This is a genomic window from Mycolicibacterium sp. XJ2546 (genome assembly GCF_053483195.1).
The window spans coordinates 288,236-309,283 of sequence record NZ_JBEFRW010000002.1 but is presented as its reverse complement, the minus strand read 5'-3'; the positions used below and the strand labels follow the sequence as shown (position 1 = coordinate 309,283).

Sequence of the window (21,048 nt, the reverse complement as noted above, 5' to 3'; positions counted from 1 at the left end):
CGGCCAGTGTATCGAACTCATGTTCGACTCAGCCGGCCATCAACAGGGTCGCTGCGCCCGCGCCCACCAGGCCCACGGTCTGGCGCCGGGTGAGGCGTTCGTGCAGCACCAGGATGCCCAGCAGCACCGGAATCACCGGGTACAGCGACGCCAACGCCACCGCGATCGCCACGATCTGATGCTGGGTGGCCAGAAAGTACGAGATCAACGCCGCGGCGGCCAGGGCGCCGGAGGCCAGCGCAAGCGCCAACGGGTTGCGCGCCACGCGAAGCGCCTGCCGCCCGACGAACAGCAGCGCCACGCCGAGCACACACAGCGCGCCCACGCGTCCGGTCGCCACGGGCCACAGCCCTGACGCCGCCGAGGCCTGCGCGAGCGCGAGGTATTGAACGGCGATGCCCACCCCCGCCAACAGCCCGTCACTTGCACCGCCGGAATGGGTGCCCGTCGTTGCCTGCTGACCGCTCGACACCCACCACAACGCGGGCACCGCAATAGCGATCCCGACCCACGCCAGCAGCGACGGGCGCTCATCGCCGAGCGCGACACTGACCAACGCCGACAACGCGATACCGGTGACCGCGCTGGTCGGAACGACCACCGACATCGCGCCATGGCTCATACCGCGGAACAGAAAGACCATCCCGGCAGCGGTGCCGCCACCCGACAGCGCACCCCACCAGAGGTCCGCCGCTGTCGGCGCCGGCGCGAGCACGGCGGCGGCCGCGATTCCGGCCACCACCAGACCGGCGAGTTGGCCCAGCAGCGCGACGACCACGAAGTGCGCGCGACGCGACGCCAGCCCGCCGACGAAGTCGGAGGTGCCGTAGAACAGCGCCGAACCCAGCGCGAAAAGCCAGCCCGTCACGGCGGCACCCGCTGCTGATCGCGTTCGGCCTGCCCGACCGGGCACACGGCGTCCGTGGTGCACGCCTGGCGATCGCGGTACCGGCACAGCAGCGCGCTGTTGGGCACGAACCCGTACAACCCGCGCAGCAGCTTGGTCAACGCGTGTTCCAGCGCCCGGTGACCGACGCCACCACCTGATCGTTGATGGCCAGCGCCGCCACACCCAGCAGGTTCGCGACACGGGTCTCATGCATGCGTCATGCATATCCGCGGGTTCGGCTCGATTAACGCCCACCCGTCAAATTGGACGCCGCAAGCACGGGCATCCGATCCGTATGACACCCGCAACGATCACACACCGGAAGGTCTTTCGGAACCGCAGAGAAGCCGGCGGCGTTCTATGGTTTCGCGGCGGTGTTCGGCGCAGGCCGGTCCTGCGAACAGGCGGCGGTCGACCAGCTGCTCGAGATACAGCGCAACGCACACGTGGTGCGCAACGCCGAGGCCTACTACCACCAGATGTCCGACGGCCGGATCAACACCCTGGAACCTGCGTGGCGAACACCTGGCCGACACCTTTGCGGCACTTCGGGATCACCCTGACCGCGACGCAGCGGCACGTCACGGATCGTGGTGCGGGCGTTCACGGCAGGTCTTCTGCGACGAGTTGGTCTCTGGGCACCACCATCATCGGCACGTCCAGCACCCGCAGCATCTTGGCCGCCGTCGACCCCAGGAACAGGCGCCTTGGCGCGCCGAGCCGGCTCGATCCGACCATGATCAGATCGCCGTCGCGCCAGTCCAGCTTGCCCACGGCCTCTTCGACAGAACGGCCCTCCACGATCGTCGACGTCACGGGAAAGCCCTCCGGCAAGCGGAGTTTCGCGGTCTCGTGGGTGTGCCGGGCGTGCGCCAGCGCACGTTCGCGAACGGCCGGATCGTCGCGACGCAGCACCCCCAAGACCGGGTCGAGAGCCACCAACGAGACCAGCCTGAGCGGGGCGTCGGCGGCCCGGCTGAACCGCACCGCGTTCTCCAGCAACAGATCTGCCCCGGCACGTTCCCCGATGGCACACGTCACCTCACGCACCCGTTCTGCCGAGGAATGCCGCGTACCGCGCGGCGCGACCGCCACGGGAACCGGAGCCGAGTGCAGTAGTCCGTTGACCACCGAGCCCAGCGAGTAGCTTGCGCCCAGGCCGCCGCCCGCGCCGCCCACGACGATGAGGTCGGCCTGCACGCGGGCCGCTTCCTTGATCAGCGCGTCGGTCGAGGAGTCATCGAACGCGACCCGGCTGGCCACCCCGACATCGTCGGGCACCGATGCGCGTGCCGCCGCGAGCCATTCCTCGGCGTGGTCGGTCAGGTGTTCGCGGTACCCGCCGACCGGCGCATACGACGGCGGCACCCGGTCGGTCGGCAGGACCAGGCACAGGTCGAGCTCAGCGCCGAGCGTCCGGGCCAGCCGAACGCCCAGCGCCACCGCGTCTGCGCCACCGGGGGTGGCCAGATAGCCCACGACGATCCTCACCGCGCCATCCTGTCAACCGGCGGGGTCCGACACCGGCGGATCGACCCGATTGGTTCGAAGTTGCCGACCCGTCAGTCGCTGTACTCGGCGGCGCCGTCCTCGAGCACCAGCCGCGCATCCGAGCCGTCGGGGTTGGCCGCCTCGGTGCGAAACACCGCGCGGCCCGGTTCGGTGCGCCAGATCGAGGTCGTCAGCGTCTCACCGGGAAACACCGGAGAGGTGAACCTGGCCGCGATCGCGTTGACCTTCGTCGCGTCGTTGCCGCCGAGTTCGGCGACCAACGCGCGCCCGGCCACCCCGTAGGTGCACAACCCGTGCAGGATCGGCTTGGGGAAGCCGGCCAGCTCACGGGCGAACCACGGGTCGCTGTGCAACGGATTGCGGTCACCGGAGAGCCGATAGATCAGGGCCTGGTCTTCGCGCGTCGGTAACGCGATCCTCGAATCCGGTTCTCGGTCAGGGATTTCCGGTGCCGCGGGACGCTGGCCGGGCTGCCCGCCGAACCCGCCCTCGCCGCGGATGACGGCGGTGGCCATCGACTCGGCCACCACCTTCGAGGTGTCGGGGTCGGTGCCGGTGGCCTTGAGCATGACGACGGCGTTCTTGCCCTCGCCCTTGTCCTGCATGTCGGCGACTTCGGCGACGACGCTGAGCTTGCCGGCCGGCGGCAGCGGCTCGTAGAGCCGGATGGACTGCGAGCCGTGCAGCAGCATCGCGAAGTTGAAGCTGCCGATCTTGGCGGCCGCGGCGAACGGCGTACAGGCGATCACCGCGTAAGTGGGCAGCACCTGCTGCGGGATCTCGTGGCTGTTCTCGGTTGTGAACGCCAGATCTGAGGTTCCCGCGCCGACGCCGAGCGCGTACAGCATGGTGTCGCGGTCGGTCCATTCGAACAGTTGGGGTTCGGTCTTGACGCCTATGGCATTGGGATCGAGTGGCATAGACGGACGATAGCGCGCATTGACGTTTCCCTCGGCAGGGGCGACGATGCTCGCATGCATTATGTCGTTACCGGCGGTACCGGGTTTATCGGGCGGCGGGTGGTGTCGCAGCTCCTGGCCCGTAGCGACGACGCCGGGGTGTCGGTCCTCGTTCGGCGGGGGTCGCTGTCGCGGTTCGAACGGCTGGCCGCGACGTGGGACGAGCGGGCCAAACCCCTGGTCGGCGACTTGACCGCACCCATGCTCGGCCTCACCGACCAGGCGGTCGACGAGCTCGGCGCCGTCGACCACATCGTGCACTGCGGCGCGGTCTACGACATCACCGCGCCCGACGCCGTTCAACGCGGCGCCAACGTGGCGGGCACCCGGGCGGTCATCGAGTTGGCCGGCCGGCTCGACGCCACGCTGCACCACGTGTCCTCCATCGCGGTGGCGGGACGGCACGGCGGCGAGTTCACCGAGGGCGACTTCGATCTCGGCCAGGACCTGCCGACCCCGTATCACCAGACCAAGTTCGAGGCTGAGCTGTTGGTGCGCTCGGCGCCGGGGCTGCGCTACCGCGTGTACCGGCCAGGCGTGGTGGTAGGCGATTCGCACACCGGCGAGATGGACAAGGTCGACGGGCCCTATTACTTCTTCGGGCTGCTGGCCAAACTGGCCCGGCTGCCGTCGTTGACGCCGATCGTGCTGCCCGATACCGGTCGCACCAACATCGTGCCCGTTGACTTCGTGGTCGATGCGTTGGTGGCGCTGATGCACAGCGATAACCGTGACGGGCAGACGTTTCACCTCACCGCCGCTAAAACCATTGGGCTGCGCGGTATTTACCGCGGAATTGCCAAGGAGGCCGGGCTGCCGCCGCTGCGTGGGTCGCTGCCCCCGGCCATGGCGACGCCGTTTCTGCGGGCCACTGGACGCGCGAAGGTGTTGCGCAACATGGCGGTCACCCAGCTCGGCATCCCGGCCGAGATCCTCGACGTCGTCGATCTGATGCCGACGTTCACCGCGCACCACACCGCAGACGCGTTGCGCGGCACCGGGATAGCCGCACCGGAGTTCGCGTCGTACGCGCCGCGGCTGTGGCGCTACTGGGCCGAGCACCTCGATCCCGACCGCGCCCGCCACGACGACCCCGCGGGCCCGTTGGTCGGCAAGCACGTGCTCATCACCGGCGCCTCGAGCGGTATCGGCCGCGCGTCGGCCGTCGCGATCGCACAACGCGGCGCGACGGTGTTCGCATTGGCGCGCAACGCCGACGCGCTCGACGATCTGGTCGCCGAGATCCGCGCCGCCGGTGGTCAGGCGCATGCGTTCACGTGCGACGTCACCGATTCGACGTCGGTGGAGCACACGGTCAAAGACATCCTGGGCCGGTTCGACCACGTCGACTACCTGGTCAACAACGCGGGCCGGTCGATCCGGCGCTCGGTGATTGCCTCCACCGACCGGCTGCACGACTATGAGCGGATGATGGCCGTCAACTACTTCGGCGCGGTGCGGATGGTGTTGGCGCTGTTGCCGCATTGGCGCGAGCGACGGTTCGGTCACGTGGTGAACGTGTCGAGCGCCGGTGTGCAGGCGCGCAATCCGAAGTACAGCAGCTACCTGCCGACCAAGGCCGCGCTGGATGCGTTCGCCGATGTGGTGGCCTCCGAGACGCTCTCCGATCACATCACGTTCACCACCATCCACATGCCGCTGGTCCGTACGCCGATGATCGTGCCGTCGCGTCGCCTCAACCCGGTGCCCGCGATCAGTGCCGAACACGCCGCGGCGATAGTGGTGCGCGCCCTGGTGGAGAAGCCGGCCCGGATCGACACCCCGCTGGGCACGTTCGCCGACTTCGGTAACTACCTGACCCCCAAGCTGTCGCGGCGCGTGCTGCATCAGCTCTACCTCGGCTATCCCGATTCGGCAGCGGCCCGCGGTGTGGTGCGGGAACCGTCGTCCCCGCCACGGCGCCCGCAACGTCGCACGGACCCGCCGTTGCGGGTGCCCGACCCGATCAAGCGCGCGGTGCGGCTGGTTCCCGGTGTGCACTGGTAGACGCGCCGACCTATCGTTGGCGGCGTGACTGCGCTCCCGGTCTTCGTCGACGTGGACACCGGTGTCGACGACGCGATGGCGTTGGTGTATCTGTTCGCAAGCGACGAAGCCAACGTGGTCGGCATCGCCTCTACCGCCGGAAACGTTCCGGTGCAACAGGTTTGCCATAACAACCTGGCGCTGCTCGAGTTGTGCGGGGTCGACGTGCCGGTGTCGAAGGGCAGTGAGAACCCAATCAGCGCAACGCTGCGCACCGCGGAGGACACGCACGGTCCCGAAGGCATGGGATATGCGCAGTTGCCGTCGACGGCCCGCACGCTCACCGACTACGACGCCGCAGAGGCCTGGGTGCGCGCGGCGCACGGGTATCCCGGTGAGCTGATCGGGGTGGCCACCGGCCCGTTGACGAACCTGGCGCTGGCACTGCGCCGCGAGCCTGCGCTGCCGCGGCTGCTGCGCCGGCTGGTGATCATGGGCGGCGCGTTCGACTACCGCGGCAACACCACACCGGTGGCCGAGTGGAACGTCAGCGTGGACCCCGAAGCCGCCGCCGAAGTATTTCACGGCTGGGGCCCGGACGTCGGACACCTTCCGATTGTGTTGGGGCTCAACCTCACCGAGAATATCGTGTTGACACCCGAGCTGTTGGGCAGGTTGAGGACCGCGGCGGAGCACCCGCTGGTCACGGTGCTCGAAGACGCGATGCGGTTCTACTTCGAGTTTCATGCCGCCCAGGGCGAGGGCTATCTCGCGCACCTGCACGACCCGTTGGCCGCGGCGGTGGCGCTGGACCCCGATCTGGTGCGGTGCCGGCCCACCACGGTCGACGTCGAGCTGACAGGCACGCTCACCCGGGCGATGACGATCGCGGACTGGAGCAACCGGTGGGGCCGGGAACCCAACGCACTCATCGGTGTCGACGTCGATCCCGCGGCGTTCTTCGACCGGTTCCTCACGCGCATCAACACGTTCGTCAAGCGGCTGGGTCACTCGTAGATGCCCTCGAGATACCAGCGTCGCTGCCGGTAACACAGCAGCAGGGCCTGCGCCGGCTCGGTGTCGAGCAGCACCTGCGCGCGCGCTGTCCGACCCACCTTGGCCCGCTGAGGATCCCACCACCGCTCGTCGACGGACCACGGCCCGGCCCACCAGGCCAACCGGGCGTCCCGACCCGCCTTGCCGGGTGCAACCAGCCGCGACGGATCGGTGGAGAACAGGCCACGACCGGTCACCCGCACCGGATTTCCCTCGGCGTCGAACAACTCGACCGGATCGTCGAGCAGCACCGTCGGCGACGGCTCGGGCAGCTGCCCCGGCCACGGCTGGCGGGGATCGGCCTTCGGCACCGGTTCGTCGCCCAGCGGCATGAACGTGATGCGCTCGGCAGGTCCTCGGCCGCCGGACAGGATGGGCATCTGCACTGCCTCGGGTCCGAGCAGCCCCTGCACCCGCACCAGCGCGCGATAGGCACTGTCGGTCATCTTCGCTGGGGGTCCCCACAGCGGCAGCTGCAGCGCCTCGGCCGAGACCACCTCGACCGGCCGCAGCCGGATCATCGTGACGGGTGCGGTGGGACGGTCGTCGGGGTTGCGTTTGTTCAGCCAGCCGTCGAGCTGCCAGCGCACCCGGTCAGCGGTGGCATCCTCGGTCAACGGCTCGGCACAACGCCAAACCCGTTCGAGCTCTTCACCGTTGGCGGTGACAGCGTGGATGGCCAGCCGGGTGCATCCCACCCCGGAGGACTCCAGGCTTCGATGCAGGCTGCTGGCCAGCGACCGCCCCGCGAACGCCGCGGCGTCGACGCGGTCGATGGGCGGGTCGCAGTTCATGACGGCGTCGAGTTCGGCCTCGGGTTCTCGGCCCGACGGCCCACGGTCGGGCTCCCCGCGCGCGAACCGGTGGGCCACCACCCCGTCGGCGCCGAACCGGGAGGCGACGTCGCTGCGGGTCAGCGCCGCGAACTGCCCGATGCTGCGGATCCCCATGCGCCACAACAGATCCGCCAGGTCCTGCCGGCCGGGACCGACCAGGCTTGGTTCGGCGGCCAACTGCCGAATCGACAGGGGTGACAGAAACCGCGCATCCTCGCCGGGTGCCACGATCCGGCCCGCCCGCGCGGCGAAGACCGCGGTGGGCAGCTGATCGGCGATGCCGACCTGGCATTCGGCACCGGCCGCGGCCACCGCGTCGATCAGCTGCTGCGCGACGGCCTCCTCAGAGCCGAAGTAGCGGGCCGCACCGCGGACCGGCAGCACCAGCAGACCGGGGCGCAGCACCTCGGCCCGCGGCACCAGGTCATCCACCGCGGCCGTAACGCCCTCGAAATGGCGGGCGTCGCGTGCCGGATCGGCGGTGACCACATGCAGTTCCGGACAACGCGCCTGCGACTCCCGGCGCCGCAGCCCCCGTCGCACACCGGCCGACCGGGCCGCCGCCGAACACGTGATGACCCGGTTGGCCAACGTCACCGCGATCGGAGCCGTGGCCGGTAGGTCGGCCGCGGCAGCCGCGGCGACCGCGGGCCAGTCCATGCACCAGATGGCCAGAACGCGCGTGGACATTCATCCGCCCGCGGCACGAACGGAACCGGTGAACCGGCCCCTGGCCCGCATCGCCAGCCGTACCCGGCCGATGCGGCCAAAGCCCGGCCGGCCGTGGCCGGTGATCTCATAACCGCAGACCCGGGCGTCCATCCTGGTGGATGCGCCCTGCCAGTCGCCGTTGGTGACCAGCAGCGTGCAGCCCTTCTGCCGGGCCCGGGCCACCACCGCCCGCGCCCTGGTGGCCGGTACCGTGCGGCCGCCCAGACCGAGCACCACCAGATCCATCCCGTCCATCAGCACCGCGGCCACCTCGACCGGGTCGGCGCCCGGTTCGGGGATGACGGCGATCCTGCTCAGATCGGCTCCCATCTCCACGGCCGCCAGCAGGCCGACATCGGGCTGTCCGACGATCGCGGCATGACCTCCTTCGGCCGTCACCGCCGCCACCATGCTCAGCGGTAAGGAGCGGGCCCCCGACACCACCGCCACCGTTCCGCGCGGCAACGGCTCCGATAGGAGTTCTGCATGGGATTCGGGTAGCGGTAGCAAAGATTCCGAGGTCGGTAGCGAGTCGGCCGACGGTGCCGCGCCGCTGCGTCCGACGCCCACCTTTCCGGAGACCGCCGCTATCCTGCGACGCAGGTGTTCCACCTGTTCAGCGCGGGTAAGCTGGCGCTGCTCCAGGTTCATGGTCGCTGCCACAGCAGCACCTCCTGCATCATCTGAACCATCGGTTATTCGAATGTATGTTCGATATGGTCAGTAAACACTTCCCCACCGACACCGTCAAGGCACTTTCTTCAGCGCGAGCAGACACAAAGTCGCGTTCTCACGGCCCGTTTCATGCGAGTTTGCGTCTGCTCGCGGGCAGAAAGGAGAGGAGTTAGCTCACTCCCATTCGATGGTGCCCGGCGGCTTGCTCGTGACGTCGAGCACCACGCGGTTGACCTCGGCCACCTCGTTGGTGATGCGGGTGGAGATGCGTTCCAGCACCTCGTAGGGCACCCGGGTCCAGTCCGCGGTCATCGCATCCTCACTGGACACCGGACGCAACACGATCGGGTGGCCGTACGTGCGGCCGTCGCCCTGCACACCCACCGACCGGATGTCGGCCAGCAGCACCACCGGGCACTGCCAGATCTGGTGATCCAGACCGGCCGAGGTCAGTTCCTCGCGGGCGATCGCGTCGGCGCGCCGCAACGTGTCCAACCGGTCCGCGGTGACCTCGCCGACGATCCGGATGGCCAACCCCGGTCCCGGGAACGGTTGGCGCGCAACGATTTCCTCGGGCAGTCCGAGTTCGCGTCCCACCGCGCGGACCTCGTCTTTGAACAGCAGCCGCAGCGGTTCGACCAGCTTGAACTTCAGGTCGGCGGGCAGCCCACCGACGTTGTGGTGGCTCTTGATGTTGGCCGCGCCGGTTCCGCCGCCGGACTCCACCACATCGGGGTACAGCGTACCCTGCACCAGGAACTCCACATCACCGTCATTGGCGCCCAACGTATCTCGTACCGCACCCTCGAACGCGCGGATGAACTCGCGGCCGATGATCTTGCGCTTGCCCTCGGGGTTCGTCACCCCGGACAGCGCATCGAGAAACCGTTTCTCGGCGTCGACGGTGACGAGTTTGGCGCCGGTTGCGGCGACGAAATCGCGTTGCACCTGGGCGCGTTCGCCAGCGCGCAACAGGCCGTGGTCGACGAACACACACGTCAACTGGTCACCGATGGCGCGCTGCACCAGCGCGGCGGCCACCGCCGAATCCACGCCACCGGACAGCCCGCAGATCGCGTGCCCGTTGCCGATCTGGTTGCGCACCTCGCTGACAAGGGCATCGGCGATGCTGGCGGCGGTCCACGTCGCGCTGATGCCCGCGAACTCATACAGGAACCGGCTCAGCACCTGCTGGCCGTGCGGTGAGTGCATCACCTCGGGGTGGTACTGCACACCGGCCAGCCGACGCTCCCGGTTCTCGAACGCCGCGACCGGCGAACCCGCGCTGACCGCCACCACGTCGAACCCCTCGGGGGCCGCGGTGACCGCGTCCCCGTGGCTCATCCACACCGGCTGAGTCGCGGGCAGATCGGAATGAAGCTGTCCCCCGGTGACTTTGAGCTCGGTGCGGCCGTACTCGCGGGTGCCGGTCTCGGTCACCGTTCCGCCCAGTGTCTGGGCCATCGCCTGGAAGCCGTAGCAGATACCGAATATCGGCACCTCGAGGTCGAACACCGCCGGGTTGAGCTGCGGCGCCTCGTCGGCGTAGACGCTGGCCGGTCCGCCGGACAGCACGATGGCCTGCGGGTCGCGGGCCACGATCTCTTCGACGCTGGCGGTGTGCGGGATCACCTCGGAGTACACCCGCGCCTCGCGGATCCGTCGCGCGATCAGCTGCGCGTACTGCGCGCCGAAGTCGACCACCAACACGGGTCTGGGCGATGACGATGTCACCCGGTCAGTCTAGTTGGCACCATCGGCTCGTTACCCGGGCCACAAAAGGGGGAATGGTGACAGACAATGGCCGATGACCCGTCCGACGACCGCAAGCTCGAAGCGAGGAGCACCGTGCCTGGTCTGCCGAAGCACATCCGCGCCTGCCTGTTCGACCTGGACGGTGTGCTGACCGACACCGCCAGCGTGCACACCAAGGCGTGGCAGGCCATGTTCGACGCCTTCCTTCGCGCACATGCGCAACGCACCGGCGAACCGTTCGTGCCGTTCGATGTGGGCGCCGATTACCTGCGCTACGTCGACGGTAAGAAGCGTGAGGACGGGGTGCGCTCCTTTTTGGCCAGCCGCGGCATCGAACTACCCGACGGGCACCCGGACGACGACACCGACGCCGAGACGGTGTTCGGCCTCGGCAACCGCAAGAACCAGATGTTTCACCAGGTGCTGCGCGCCGACGGGGTGACGGTGTACGACGGCTCGCGCCGCTACCTCGAGGCGGTGGCCGACGCGGGCCTGGGCGTCGCGGTGGTCTCCTCGAGCGCCAACACCCGCGAGGTGCTCGAGATGACGGGCCTGGACAGGTTCGTCCAGCACCGGGTGGACGGCGTCGTGCTGCGCGAGGAGAACATCCCCGGTAAGCCCGCTCCGGACTCGTTTCTGCGGGCAGCACAACTGCTCGGCATCGAGCCCGCCGACGGCGCGGTTTTCGAAGACGCACTGGCCGGAGTGGCAGCCGGGCGAGCTGGTAACTTCGGCTACGTGGTCGGCGTGGACCGCGTCGGACATGCGGAGGCTCTGCGCCACAACGGCGCCGATATCGTCGTGGCCGACCTGATGGAGCTCTTGACGCAATGATCACCGACGAGCTTTACCCGGTAGAGGCGTGGCACGTCCGCGAAACATCGCTCGATCTAGCGGTTATGGACGAATCCGAGTCGATATTCGCCCTGTCCAACGGTCACATCGGCATGCGCGCCAACCTCGACGAAGGCGAACCGCACAGCTTGCCCGGCACCTACCTGAACTCGTTCTACGAGGTTCGCCCGCTGCCGTACGCCGAGGCGGGCTACGGCTACCCGGAAGCTGGCCAGACGATCCTCAACGTCACCAACGGCAAGCTCATGCGCCTGCTTGTCGACGACGAACCGTTCGACGTCCGCTACGGCGACCTGCTCGAGCACGAACGCGTGTTGGACATGCGCGCCGGCACGCTGACCCGAAACGTGCAGTGGCGCTCCCCCGCAGGCAAACAGGTGAAAGTCGTTTCGACGCGGCTGGTCTCGCTCGACCAGCGCGGCGTCGCGGCGATCGAGTACATCGTGGAGGCGGTCGAACAGTTCGCCCGGATCACCGTCCAATCCGAACTCGTGGCCAACGAAGACCAGCCACCCACTTCAGGTGACCCGCGGGTGTCGGCCGTTCTCGACCACCCGTTGGAGGCGGTGCATCAGGAAAGCACCGGCGACGGCGCGATTCTCATCCACCGCACGCGCGGCAGCCAGTTGATGATGGCCGCCGCGATGGACCACGAAATCGACGTGCCCGGCCGCGTCGTGGCGAAAACCGATACCGCCGAAGACTGGGCCCGCACCACGGTCATCTGTGGGCTGCGGCCAGGGCAACGGCTGCGTATCCGCAAGTATCTGGGCTACGCGTGGTCGAGCCTGCGTTCCCGCCCGGCATTGCGCGACCAGGTCGCAGGCGCGCTCAGCGGCGCCGAATACACCGGCTGGCAAGGCCTTCTGGATTCCCAGCGGGCCTATCTCGATGACTTCTGGGACTCCGCCGACGTCGAGGTCGAAGGCGACCCCCACATCCAGCAGGCCGTGCGCTTCGCGTTGTTTCATGTGCTGCAAGCAAGCGCACGAGCCGAGCGCCGCGCGATTCCGGGCAAGGGCTTGACGGGCACCGGCTATGACGGCCACGCGTTCTGGGACACCGAAGGTTTCGTGCTACCGCTGCTCACCTACACCGCGCCCTATGCCGCCGCCGACGCGCTGCGATGGCGTGCCTCCACTCTGGATCTGGCCAAAGAGCGTGCCGAGTTGCTCGACATCGAAGGTGCCGCCTTCCCGTGGCGCACGATCCGCGGTGAGGAGTGCTCGGCGTATTGGCCGGCGGGCACCGCGGCCTTCCACGTCAACGCTGACATCGCGATGGCATTCGAGCGGTATCGCGTTGTGACAGGCGATGATTCGCTGGACATCGAATGCGGGCTGAAGGTGTTGGTAGAGACGGCCAGGATGTGGCTTTCGCTCGGGCAGCATGATCGACACGGGGTGTGGCACATCGACGGTGTCACCGGTCCCGACGAGTACACCGCCGTGGTGCGCGACAACGTGTTCACCAACCTGATGGCGGCGCGCAACCTTCGCGCAGCGGCCGACGCCTGTCTTCGGCACCCCGACGAGGCAAACGCCATGGATGTCACCGCCGAGGAGATCGCCGCCTGGCGTCATGCCGCAGCGACCGTTCACATTCCGTTCGACGAGGAACTCGGCGTCCACCCCCAGTGCGATGGCTTCACGACGTTGCGGGAGTGGGACTTCGAGGCCAACACCGCCTATCCCCTGCTGCTGCACGAGCCGTACGTGCGGCTCTACCCCCAGCAAGTGGTCAAGCAGGCCGACTTGGTGTTGGCGATGCATTGGGAGAGCCACGCTTTCACCCCCGAACAGATGGCGCGCAACGTCGACTATTACGAGCGGCGCACCACCCGCGACTCATCGCTGTCAGCGTGCACGCAAGCGGTGATGTGCGCGGCTGTCGGACATCTGGAACTGGCCCACGACTACGCGTACGAAGCAGCGATGATCGATCTGCGCAACCTGCACCACAACACCCGCGACGGCCTGCACATGGCCTCACTCGCCGGTGCGTGGTCGGCGCTGGTGGCCGGCTTCGGCGGGCTTCGCGACGACGAAGACGTGCTGGTGCTCAACCCGCAACTCCCCAAGACGCTGTCGGGCCTGAAATTCCGGTTGCGGTGGAAGAACTTTCGGCTCACCGTCGACGTCAACCACGAGAACGTCACGTACACCCTTCGCGACGGGCCCGACTCGTCGCTGACGATCCGCCACGCAGGCGAGGATCTCGAGCTCAAGACCCAAAACCCCACCACCGTCGCGGTCAAACCAGTCCGTCCGCTGCTGCCACCGCCGCAGCAGCCACCTGGGCGGGCGCCGTTGCGCCACGAGCAACCTGGCTAGACCAACTGCTTGCCCAGCGGCAGCCCACCTGTGGCCTCGAAGATGACCCGCCGCCCGATCTCCACCGCGTGGTCGGCGAAGCGCTCGTAATAGCGGCCGAGCAGCGCCACGTCGACGGCCGAGCAGACGCCGTCCTGCCATTTGTGGTCGAGCAGCAGCGTGAACAGCCGACGGTGCTCGTCGTCCACCACGTCGTCGTCGTGGTGTAACCGGGCGGCCTTGTCGGGATCCGGTGAGATCAGCACCTCCTGCGCGGTTTTGGCCAACTGCACCGCGCGCGCACCCATCTCCGTGAAGCTGGCGCGCACGTCGTCGGGCAGCGCGCATTCCGGATGGCGCAGCCGCGCGATGCTGGCCACGTGCACCGCGAGCGCGCCCATCCGCTCGATGTCGGCGCTGATGCGGATGGAGCCGACGATGGTGCGTAGGTCGCCGGCCACCGGCTGCTGTAGCGCAAGCAGCCTGATCGCCATCTCCTCGGCCCGGCGGTTCAGCAGCGCGATGTGCTCGTGTTCGGCGATCACCTGCTCGGCCAGCGTCAGGTCGGCGTCCAGCAGCGCCTGCGTCGCGCGTTCCATCGCGGCGGCGGTCAGCCCGCACATCTCACCCAACTGCGCGCACAGCGCAGATAACTGCTCGTGGTATGCGGTTCGCATGGGCCACTGCGTACCCGCATCGGCGGCGGCTCAACCAGTCGAGGTGACCGGTTCGATCGGCAACCGGCGCAGCGCCGCGGGGGCGTCTGCGGGCACCACCGGGTTGGTCGGCGGGATCGGATCAATGCGCTTGTACGGCTGTCCTTGCGGGGGACGCAGGTCGGCCTGCCCCTTGTTGGGCCACAGCGACGCCGCCCGCTCGGCTTGCGCGGTGATCGAAAGCGACGGGTTCACACCGAGGTTCGCCGAGATGGCCGCTCCGTCGTGCACCGACAGCGTCGGATAGCCGTAGACCCGTTGATACGGGTCGATAACGCCGTGCTCGGCGGTGTCGCCGATCGCGGCCCCGCCGAGGAAGTGCGCGGTGAGCGGGATGTTGAACAGCTCACCCCAGGTACCGCCGGCGACGCCGTCGATCTTCTCGGCGATGCGGCGGGTGACCTCGTTACCCACCGGGATCCACGTCGGGTTCGGCTGGCCGTGACCTTGCTTGCTGGTCAGGCGCCGGTAGCCGAGCTTGGTGCGTTCGGTGAACGTGGTGATCGAATTGTCCAGGTGCTGCATGACCAGCGCGATGACAGTGCGTTCACTCCACCGCCGGACGTTGATCATGCGCAGCGTGCCGCGCGGGTTGGCCGCCGCGTCGCGCAGGAACTGGCGCCAGCGCGGCACATCGGTGCCCTCCGGGCCGTCGCCGTCGGTCATCAGCGTCTGCAACAGCCCCATCGCGTTGGAGCCCTTGCCGTAGCGCACCGGTTCGACGTGGGTGTCGGAGGTGGGATGGATGGATGACGTGATCGCCACGCCGTGGGTGAGATCGAGACCGGGTGACACCTTGTACTTGCCCGCGCCGACGATCGACTCGGAGTTGGTCCGGGTCAGCACGCCGAGGCGCTCGGACATCTTGGGCAGCTTGCCGGAGTCCCGCATCTTGAACAGCAGCTGTTGCGTACCCCACGTGCCGGCAGCCAGCACCAGGTGCGTGGCGGTGATGGTGCGTCGCTTCTTGCGTACCCAGCGGCCGGTGCGCACGGTGCGGACGTCCCACAGGCCGTCGGCGCGCTGCTCGAATCCAGTGACGGTGGTCATCGGAAGTACTTCTGCGCCAGCCTTTTCCGCCAGGTACAGGTAGTTCTTCACCAATGTGTTCTTGGCGTTGTGGCGGCAGCCGGTCATGCACTCGCCGACCTCGATGCAGCCGGTCCGCGCCGGCCCTGCCCCGCCGAAGTAGGGGTCGGGCACGGTCTTGCCGGGCGTCTTGGTGCCGTCGGGCCCGAAGAACACGCCGACCGGGGTGGGCACCCAGGTGTGCCCGACGCCCATCTCGTCGGCGACCTCCTTGACGATGCGGTCGGCGTCGGTGAACGTCGGGTTGGTGACCACGCCGAGCATCCGCTGCGCCTGGTCGTAGTGCGGCATCAACTCGGCGCGCCAGTCGGTGATGTCCTTCCACTGCGGGTCGTTGAAGAACGGGTCCGGCGGCACGTAGAGGGTGTTGGCGTAGTTCAGCGATCCGCCGCCCACCCCAGCGCCGGCCAGGATCATCACGTTGCGCAGCAGGTGGATCCGCTGGATGCCGTACATGCCGAGTTTGGGCGCCCACAGGAACTTGCGCAGGTTCCACGAGGTCTTGGCGAAATCCTCGTCGGCGAAGCGCCGGCCCGCCTCCAGCACCCCGACGCGGTAGCCCTTCTCGGTGAGCCGCAGCGCGCTCACGCTGCCGCCGAAGCCCGAGCCGATGATCAGGACGTCGTAGTCAGGTCTCATACCCCCAGTATGGACCTACTCGACGGTAACTTCAGCTACCGACGGTCAACCCGACCTTCTGGAACTCCTTGAGATCGCAGTAGCCGGCCTTGGCCATCGACCGGCGCAACCCGCCGACCAGGTTGAGCGAACCGAACGGATCATCCGACGGGCCCATCAGCACCTGCTCCAGCGACGGCCGCTCCCCCATCGCGATCTGCAGCAGCGCCCCGCGCGGCAACGACGGATGTGCCGCGGCGGCGGGCCAGAACCAGCCGTCGCCCAGCGCCTCGGCGGCAGTGGCCAGCGGGGTGCCGAGCACGACGGCGTCGGCGCCGCAGGCGATGGCCTTGGCCAGGTCGCCGGAGGTGTGGATATCGCCGTCGGCCAGCACGTGCACGTAGCGCCCGCCCGTCTCGTCGAGGTACTCGCGGCGGGCGGCGGCTGCGTCGGCGATCGCAGTGGCCATCGGCACGCTGATGCCCAGCACCTCGTCGCTGGTAGTGACGCCCTGCGTGGAGCCGTAACCGACGATGACACCGGCCGCGCCGGTGCGCATCAGGTGCAGCGCCGTGCGGTGATCGAGCACCCCGCCGGCCACCACCGGCACGTCGAGTTCGGAAATGAACGTCTTGAGGTTCAGCGGCTCGCCATCGGACGCGACCCGTTCGGCCGACACGATCGTGCCCTGGATGACCAGCAGGTCGATCCCGGCCGAAATCAGTGTCGGGGTCAGCGCCCGCGCGTTCTGCGGGCTTACCCGCACGGCCGTCGTCACCCCGGCGTCGCGGATCCGGGCGATCGCCGCACCCAGCAGATCGGGGTCCAGTGGCGCCGAATGCAGTTGCTGCAGAAGGCGTATCGACGCCGCAGGCTCAGGTTCTTTCTCGGCGGCCTCGACCACTTGGGCGATCTTGTCCTCGACGTCGGCGTGTCTGCCGATCAGGCCCTCGCCGTTGAGCACGCCCAGCCCGCCGAGCCGGCCGAGCGCGATCGCGAACTCCGGTGACACCAGCGCGTCGGTCGGATGGGCGATTACGGGAACCTCGAAGCGGTAGGCGTCCAGCTGCCAGGCCGTCGAGACGTCCTTGGACGACCGCGTGCGCCGTGCCGGCACGATGTTGATGTCGTCGAGTTCGTAAGTGCGGCGGGCGGTTCTGCCCATGCCGATTTCGACCAAGTCACGCATGACCAGTGTGTCCCCTTAGCGGGCGTAGTAATTCGGCGCTTCGACGGTCATCGCGACATCGTGCGGATGGCTTTCCTTCAGCCCGGCGGCGGTGATCTGCACGAACTGCGCCTGCTGCAGCTGTTCGATGGTGGCCGAGCCGGTGTAGCCCATGGCCGCCCGCAGCCCGCCGGTGAGCTGGTGGATGACGGTGGACAGCGGACCACGGTACGGCACCCTGCCCTCGATGCCCTCGGGCACCAGCTTGTCCTCGGACAGCGCGTCGTCCTGGAAGTAGCGGTCCTTGGAGTAGGACCTGCCAGTGCCCCCGGCGCCGCCGCGGCCCTGCATGGCTCCCAGTGAGCCCATACCGCGGTAGCTCTTGAACTGCTTACCGTTGACGAAGATCAGCTCGCCGGGCGACTCGGCGGTGCCGGCCAGAAGCGAGCCCAGCATCGCCGTCGATGCCCCGGCGGCCAGCGCCTTGGCGATGTCACCGGAGTACTGCAGTCCGCCGTCGGCGATCACCGGCACTCCATGCGGACGACAGGCCGCTACTGCTTCCAAGATCGCGGTGATCTGGGGTGCGCCGACGCCGGCCACCACGCGGGTGGTGCAGATCGAGCCCGGTCCCACACCGACTTTCACCGCGTCGGCACCCGCGTCGGCCAGCGCGGCCGCGGCGGCGCGGGTGGCCACGTTGCCGCCGATCACCTCGACACGATCGCCCAGCACGGTCTTGACCCGGTGCACCATGTCGAGCACGCCGCGGTTGTGGGCGTGGGCGGTGTCCACCACGAGCACGTCGACGCCGGCCTCCACCAGCGTCACCGCGCGCGTCCAGGCGTCATCACCGACGCCGACGGCGGCGCCGACCAGCAGCCGCCCGTCTTTGTCCTTGGTGGCCAGCGGGAACTGTTCGGTCTTGACGAAGTCCTTGACCGTGATCAGGCCGGTCAGCTTGCCGTGGCCGTCGACGATCGGCAGCTTCTCGATCTTGTGCCGACGCAGCAGCCCCAGCGCGGCTTCGGCGGAGACACCCTCCTGCGCGGTGATCAGCGGTGCCTTGGTCATCACTTCCGAGACGGGCTTGGACTGGTCGACCTCAAAGCGCATGTCGCGGTTGGTGATGATCCCGACAAGGGAGCCGGTGTCGTCGACGACGGGCAACCCCGAGATCCGAAACCGTGCGCACATCGCGTCGACTTCGGCCAGCGTGTTGTCCGGCGAGCAGGTGACCGGGTCGGTGACCATACCGGCTTCGGAACGCTTGACGGTTTCGACCTGGCCGGCCTGCTCGGCGATCGGAAGGTTGCGGTGCAGTACTCCCATGCCGCCGGCCCGCGCCATCGCGATGGCCATCCGCGACTCGGTCACCGTGTCCATCGCCGAGCTGACCAGAGGCACTTTCAGCCGCACCTTCTTGGTCAGCTGGCTGGAGGTGTCGGCGGTGGCGGGAATCACGTCGGAGGCTGCGGGCAGCAACAGGACGTCATCGAAGGTGAGCCCGAGCATCGCAACTTTCGTCGGGTCATCGCCGCCGGTCGGCACCGGCACGGCGAGCGGAACGCTGCTTTCAGCGATCGACATGGATGGGCCTCCAGTGACGAGGACAGTCGTCGAGCTAGACGACCATCCTATCGGCATCGAGGTCGACGGTCCGGTGCCACACGGTGTTCGGAATCATCGGACGCCATGCCGCCCGACGGCTGGACCGAAATGGATGCGGCTGCGTAGGGTGGAGGCGTGCGTGACCACCTGCCACCGGGTTTGCCACCCGATCCGTTCGCCGACGACCCGTGTGACCCGTCGGCCGCGCTCGACGCCATCGAGCCCGGCCAGCCGCTGGACCCGCAAGAGCGGACCGCGGTGGAGGCCGACCTCGCCGACCTTGCGGTGTACGAGGCGTTGTTGGCGCACAAGGGCATCCGCGGCCTGGTGGTTTGCTGTGACGAATGCCAGCAGGATCACTACCACGACTGGGACATGCTGCGCGCCAACCTGCTGCAACTGCTCGTGGACGGCACGGTGCGGCCGCACGAGCCGGCCTACGATCCCGAACCCGATGCCTACGTGACGTGGGATTACTGCCGCGGTTACGCCGACGCCTCACTCAACGAGGCGGCCTCGGAAACCGACGGCTACCGCTGAGCACGCGCTAGCTCTACTCGCCTTCGGGCTCCGGCACCACGGTCGTCGTGGTGATCACCGTCTTCGACGCCTCCCTGGTGGGTGACTCCTGCGTCGGCGCCTGCGTGGTGGTCGCCTGCTGCGTGGTCGGCGGCTGGGTCGTTGCAACTTCGGTCGTCTGCGGTGCCTGCGTTGGCGTCGCGGTCGGTGACGGTGACGGTGCGGGCAGTTGCGTCGCCGAGGACGACGGCGGCTGCTGCACCGACGATGTCGGCGTCGGCCGCTGCGCAGGCGAGCTCGTCGGGGACGGGCTCGCGGTCGGCGTGGGCGACGGGCTCGCGGTCGGCGTGGGCGACGGGCTCGCGGTCGGCGTGGGCGACGGGGCCACAGTCGGTGTCGGCGACGGCGTCGCAGTCGGCGACGGCAGCGTCGTGACATCCGTGGGCGACGGCAGCGTGGTGTCCGTCGGCGACGGCAACGTCGTCACATCCGACGGCGACGGGGCCGTGGTGTCCGACGGCGACGGCGAAACCGAGATCGTCGTCGTGGTGTCGTGCACCGCGATCGGCACCTCCGGGAACACCGGCGGCGGCACATCCGGCGGAATGGTCGCGGCCGGGTCCTGCGCCTGAACCTTCACCGTCAACTCTTGCCAGTCGCTGACGAATTCCTGTTTGCGGTCAACATCGTCGACCGTGGCCACCGTGGTGGTCAGCGTCTGCAGCTTGTCCTGCGCGGCTTCCCACTGGCCTTCGTCGATCAGCTGCTGCACCTCGGCAAACTGCTGCGACGCCAGCATCACCGGATCGTCGCGGGTGGTCTGCTGCTCACCGAACAGCATGGTGCGCAGGCCGTACAACGCATCACCCGGTCCGGCGCCGGCGACCACCGCACCGAAGCCGCCGAGGCACAACACCGCAGCCGCCGCCGATCCGACGACCGCCAGCGACCGGTTGCGTCGTCGTGACACGGTGGCACGATCCAGTGCCAGCACCGCGTCGCGCGGGGTGACGGGCGCGGTCAGCGGTGCGTCGCGCACCTCGTCGCGCCAGCCAGCCAGCAGTTGTGCCAGCTCGGCTTCGCCGGGGTCGGTGGCATACACCGGCTCTTCGAACGCCAGCGCGTCCAGGAACCGGTCGGTGCGGTTGATGTCGTTGAGGGACGGGTCGCCCCCGTTTGCGTTCCAGCGTCCGAAGTCAGGCATGGTCGTGCCGCCCTGTCGAGATGATCTCCTGCTTCAGCCGCGCCAGCGCGCGATGCTGGGCCACCCGGACCGCACCGGCCGTACTTCCGACTGCCTCGGCGGTCTCCTCGGCGCTCATGCCGACGACCACACGCAGGATCAAGATTTCACGTTGCTTTTCCGGCAGTACGGCGAGCAGCTTTTTCATCTGCTCAGACGATTCGGCCTCCAGGGCCATCTGCTCGGGACCGGCGTCCAGCGAGTAGCCCTCCGGCACGACTTCCATCGGGTCGGAGCGGTTCCGTGCCGCTGCGCGGTGCGCATCAGCGAGCTTGTGTGCAGCTATGCCGTACACGAAGGCCAGGAACGGTCGTCCCTGATCCTTGTAGCGCGGCAGCGCCGTGATGGCGGCCAAGCACACCTCCTGAGCAATATCGTCTGCTGAAAGCCCACTGCGTTCCGCGGCTCCCACCCGTGCCCGGCAGTACCTGACAACGATGGGGCGGATGGTTTCCAGCACCTGTCGGAGTGCGTCTCGGTTGCCCGCTACTGCCTCAGCAACGACAGCATCGAGACGTTCTCTCGAAATTGTCATCGT

18 protein-coding genes are annotated in these 21,048 nt (G+C 68.3%); 5 read left to right on the top strand and 13 right to left on the bottom strand.

The genetic code is table 11. The features are described from left to right. Positions 1-28: 28 nt before the first annotated feature. The 4 genes from ABQE44_RS05020 to ABQE44_RS05005 form a co-directional block, all read right to left on the bottom strand. Positions 29-868, bottom strand: a complete 840-nt coding sequence (locus ABQE44_RS05020; RefSeq protein WP_448392946.1) for a GRP family sugar transporter — start codon at positions 866-868, stop codon at positions 29-31. After that, positions 865-1,008, bottom strand: a complete 144-nt coding sequence (locus ABQE44_RS05015) for a hypothetical protein (RefSeq protein WP_448392945.1) — start codon at positions 1,006-1,008, stop codon at positions 865-867. Before ABQE44_RS05015 ends, ABQE44_RS05020 begins: the two co-directional genes overlap by 4 nt. Before the next feature lie 484 nt (positions 1,009-1,492). Then, positions 1,493-2,380 (bottom strand): universal stress protein, encoded by an 888-nt coding sequence (locus ABQE44_RS05010; RefSeq protein WP_448428579.1) that lies wholly within the window; start codon positions 2,378-2,380, stop codon positions 1,493-1,495. A 71-nt stretch (positions 2,381-2,451) separates the two neighbouring features. Further along, positions 2,452-3,321, bottom strand: a complete 870-nt coding sequence (locus tag ABQE44_RS05005) for a MaoC family dehydratase (protein ID WP_448428577.1) — start codon at positions 3,319-3,321, stop codon at positions 2,452-2,454. A gap of 54 nt (positions 3,322-3,375) precedes the next feature. On the opposite strand from ABQE44_RS05005, the gene ABQE44_RS05000 reads away from it, so the two are divergent. Further along, a complete protein-coding gene (locus ABQE44_RS05000) occupies positions 3,376-5,367 on the top strand; it encodes an SDR family oxidoreductase (RefSeq protein WP_448428575.1) in 1,992 nt (663 codons plus the stop codon). A 24-nt stretch (positions 5,368-5,391) separates the two neighbouring features. Next, the gene (locus tag ABQE44_RS04995) at positions 5,392-6,363 is read left to right on the top strand and encodes a nucleoside hydrolase (protein WP_448392941.1); all 972 of its coding nucleotides are present in this window, start codon (positions 5,392-5,394) and stop codon (positions 6,361-6,363) included. Here ABQE44_RS04995 and ABQE44_RS04990 read toward each other — a convergent pair. The 3 genes from ABQE44_RS04990 to guaA all read right to left on the bottom strand — a co-directional run bounded on the left by ABQE44_RS04990 (position 6,354) and on the right by guaA (position 10,358). Continuing rightward, on the bottom strand, positions 6,354-7,928 hold the full coding sequence (locus tag ABQE44_RS04990; protein WP_448392940.1) for a DNA polymerase Y family protein: 1,575 nt from the start codon (positions 7,926-7,928) through the stop codon (positions 6,354-6,356). The two genes, ABQE44_RS04995 and ABQE44_RS04990, sit on opposite strands and share 10 nt — an antisense overlap. Then, positions 7,929-8,600, bottom strand: coding sequence for a DnaE2-dependent mutagenesis accessory factor ImuA' (locus tag ABQE44_RS04985; protein ID WP_448393138.1), 672 nt, complete (start codon positions 8,598-8,600; stop codon positions 7,929-7,931). Between the two features lie 198 nt (positions 8,601-8,798). Beyond that, positions 8,799-10,358, bottom strand: a complete 1,560-nt coding sequence (guaA, locus tag ABQE44_RS04980) for a glutamine-hydrolyzing GMP synthase (protein WP_448428573.1) — start codon at positions 10,356-10,358, stop codon at positions 8,799-8,801. A gap of 66 nt (positions 10,359-10,424) precedes the next feature. Between guaA and ABQE44_RS04975 the strand changes: the two genes are divergently transcribed. Next, positions 10,425-11,213, top strand: coding sequence for a beta-phosphoglucomutase family hydrolase (locus ABQE44_RS04975; RefSeq protein ID WP_448392938.1), 789 nt, complete (start codon positions 10,425-10,427; stop codon positions 11,211-11,213). After that, positions 11,210-13,567, top strand: coding sequence for a glycoside hydrolase family 65 protein (locus ABQE44_RS04970; RefSeq protein ID WP_448428571.1), 2,358 nt, complete (start codon positions 11,210-11,212; stop codon positions 13,565-13,567). Before ABQE44_RS04975 ends, ABQE44_RS04970 begins: the two co-directional genes overlap by 4 nt. On the opposite strand, the gene phoU is transcribed toward ABQE44_RS04970, so the two are convergent. The 4 genes from phoU to guaB are packed head-to-tail and all read right to left on the bottom strand — an operon-like array spanning position 13,564 to position 18,727. Beyond that, entirely contained in the window at positions 13,564-14,223 is a 660-nt protein-coding gene (phoU, locus tag ABQE44_RS04965; protein WP_448392936.1) for a phosphate signaling complex protein PhoU, read from the bottom strand. The genes ABQE44_RS04970 and phoU overlap by 4 nt on opposite strands. Before the next feature lie 30 nt (positions 14,224-14,253). After that, entirely contained in the window at positions 14,254-15,990 is a 1,737-nt protein-coding gene (locus ABQE44_RS04960) for a GMC oxidoreductase (protein WP_448392935.1), read from the bottom strand. Between the two features lie 31 nt (positions 15,991-16,021). After that, positions 16,022-17,149, bottom strand: a complete 1,128-nt coding sequence (locus ABQE44_RS04955; protein WP_448393137.1) for a GuaB3 family IMP dehydrogenase-related protein — start codon at positions 17,147-17,149, stop codon at positions 16,022-16,024. Positions 17,150-17,173: 24 nt separating this feature from the next. Continuing rightward, positions 17,174-18,727 (bottom strand): IMP dehydrogenase, encoded by a 1,554-nt coding sequence (gene guaB, locus ABQE44_RS04950; RefSeq protein ID WP_448392934.1) that lies wholly within the window; start codon positions 18,725-18,727, stop codon positions 17,174-17,176. Positions 18,728-18,883: 156 nt separating this feature from the next. Here guaB and ABQE44_RS04945 point away from each other — a divergent pair, with 156 nt between their 5' ends. Next, positions 18,884-19,288, top strand: coding sequence for a DUF5319 domain-containing protein (locus ABQE44_RS04945; protein ID WP_427058319.1), 405 nt, complete (start codon positions 18,884-18,886; stop codon positions 19,286-19,288). Positions 19,289-19,301: 13 nt separating this feature from the next. Here the strand turns inward: ABQE44_RS04945 and ABQE44_RS04940 are convergent, their stop codons facing one another. Together ABQE44_RS04940 and ABQE44_RS04935 are read right to left on the bottom strand one after the other, a co-directional pair. Further along, positions 19,302-20,471, bottom strand: a complete 1,170-nt coding sequence (locus ABQE44_RS04940; protein ID WP_448428569.1) for an anti-sigma-D factor RsdA — start codon at positions 20,469-20,471, stop codon at positions 19,302-19,304. Further along, positions 20,464-21,045, bottom strand: a complete 582-nt coding sequence (locus tag ABQE44_RS04935; RefSeq protein WP_448392932.1) for a sigma-70 family RNA polymerase sigma factor — start codon at positions 21,043-21,045, stop codon at positions 20,464-20,466. Before ABQE44_RS04935 ends, ABQE44_RS04940 begins: the two co-directional genes overlap by 8 nt. Positions 21,046-21,048 lie beyond the last annotated feature (3 nt).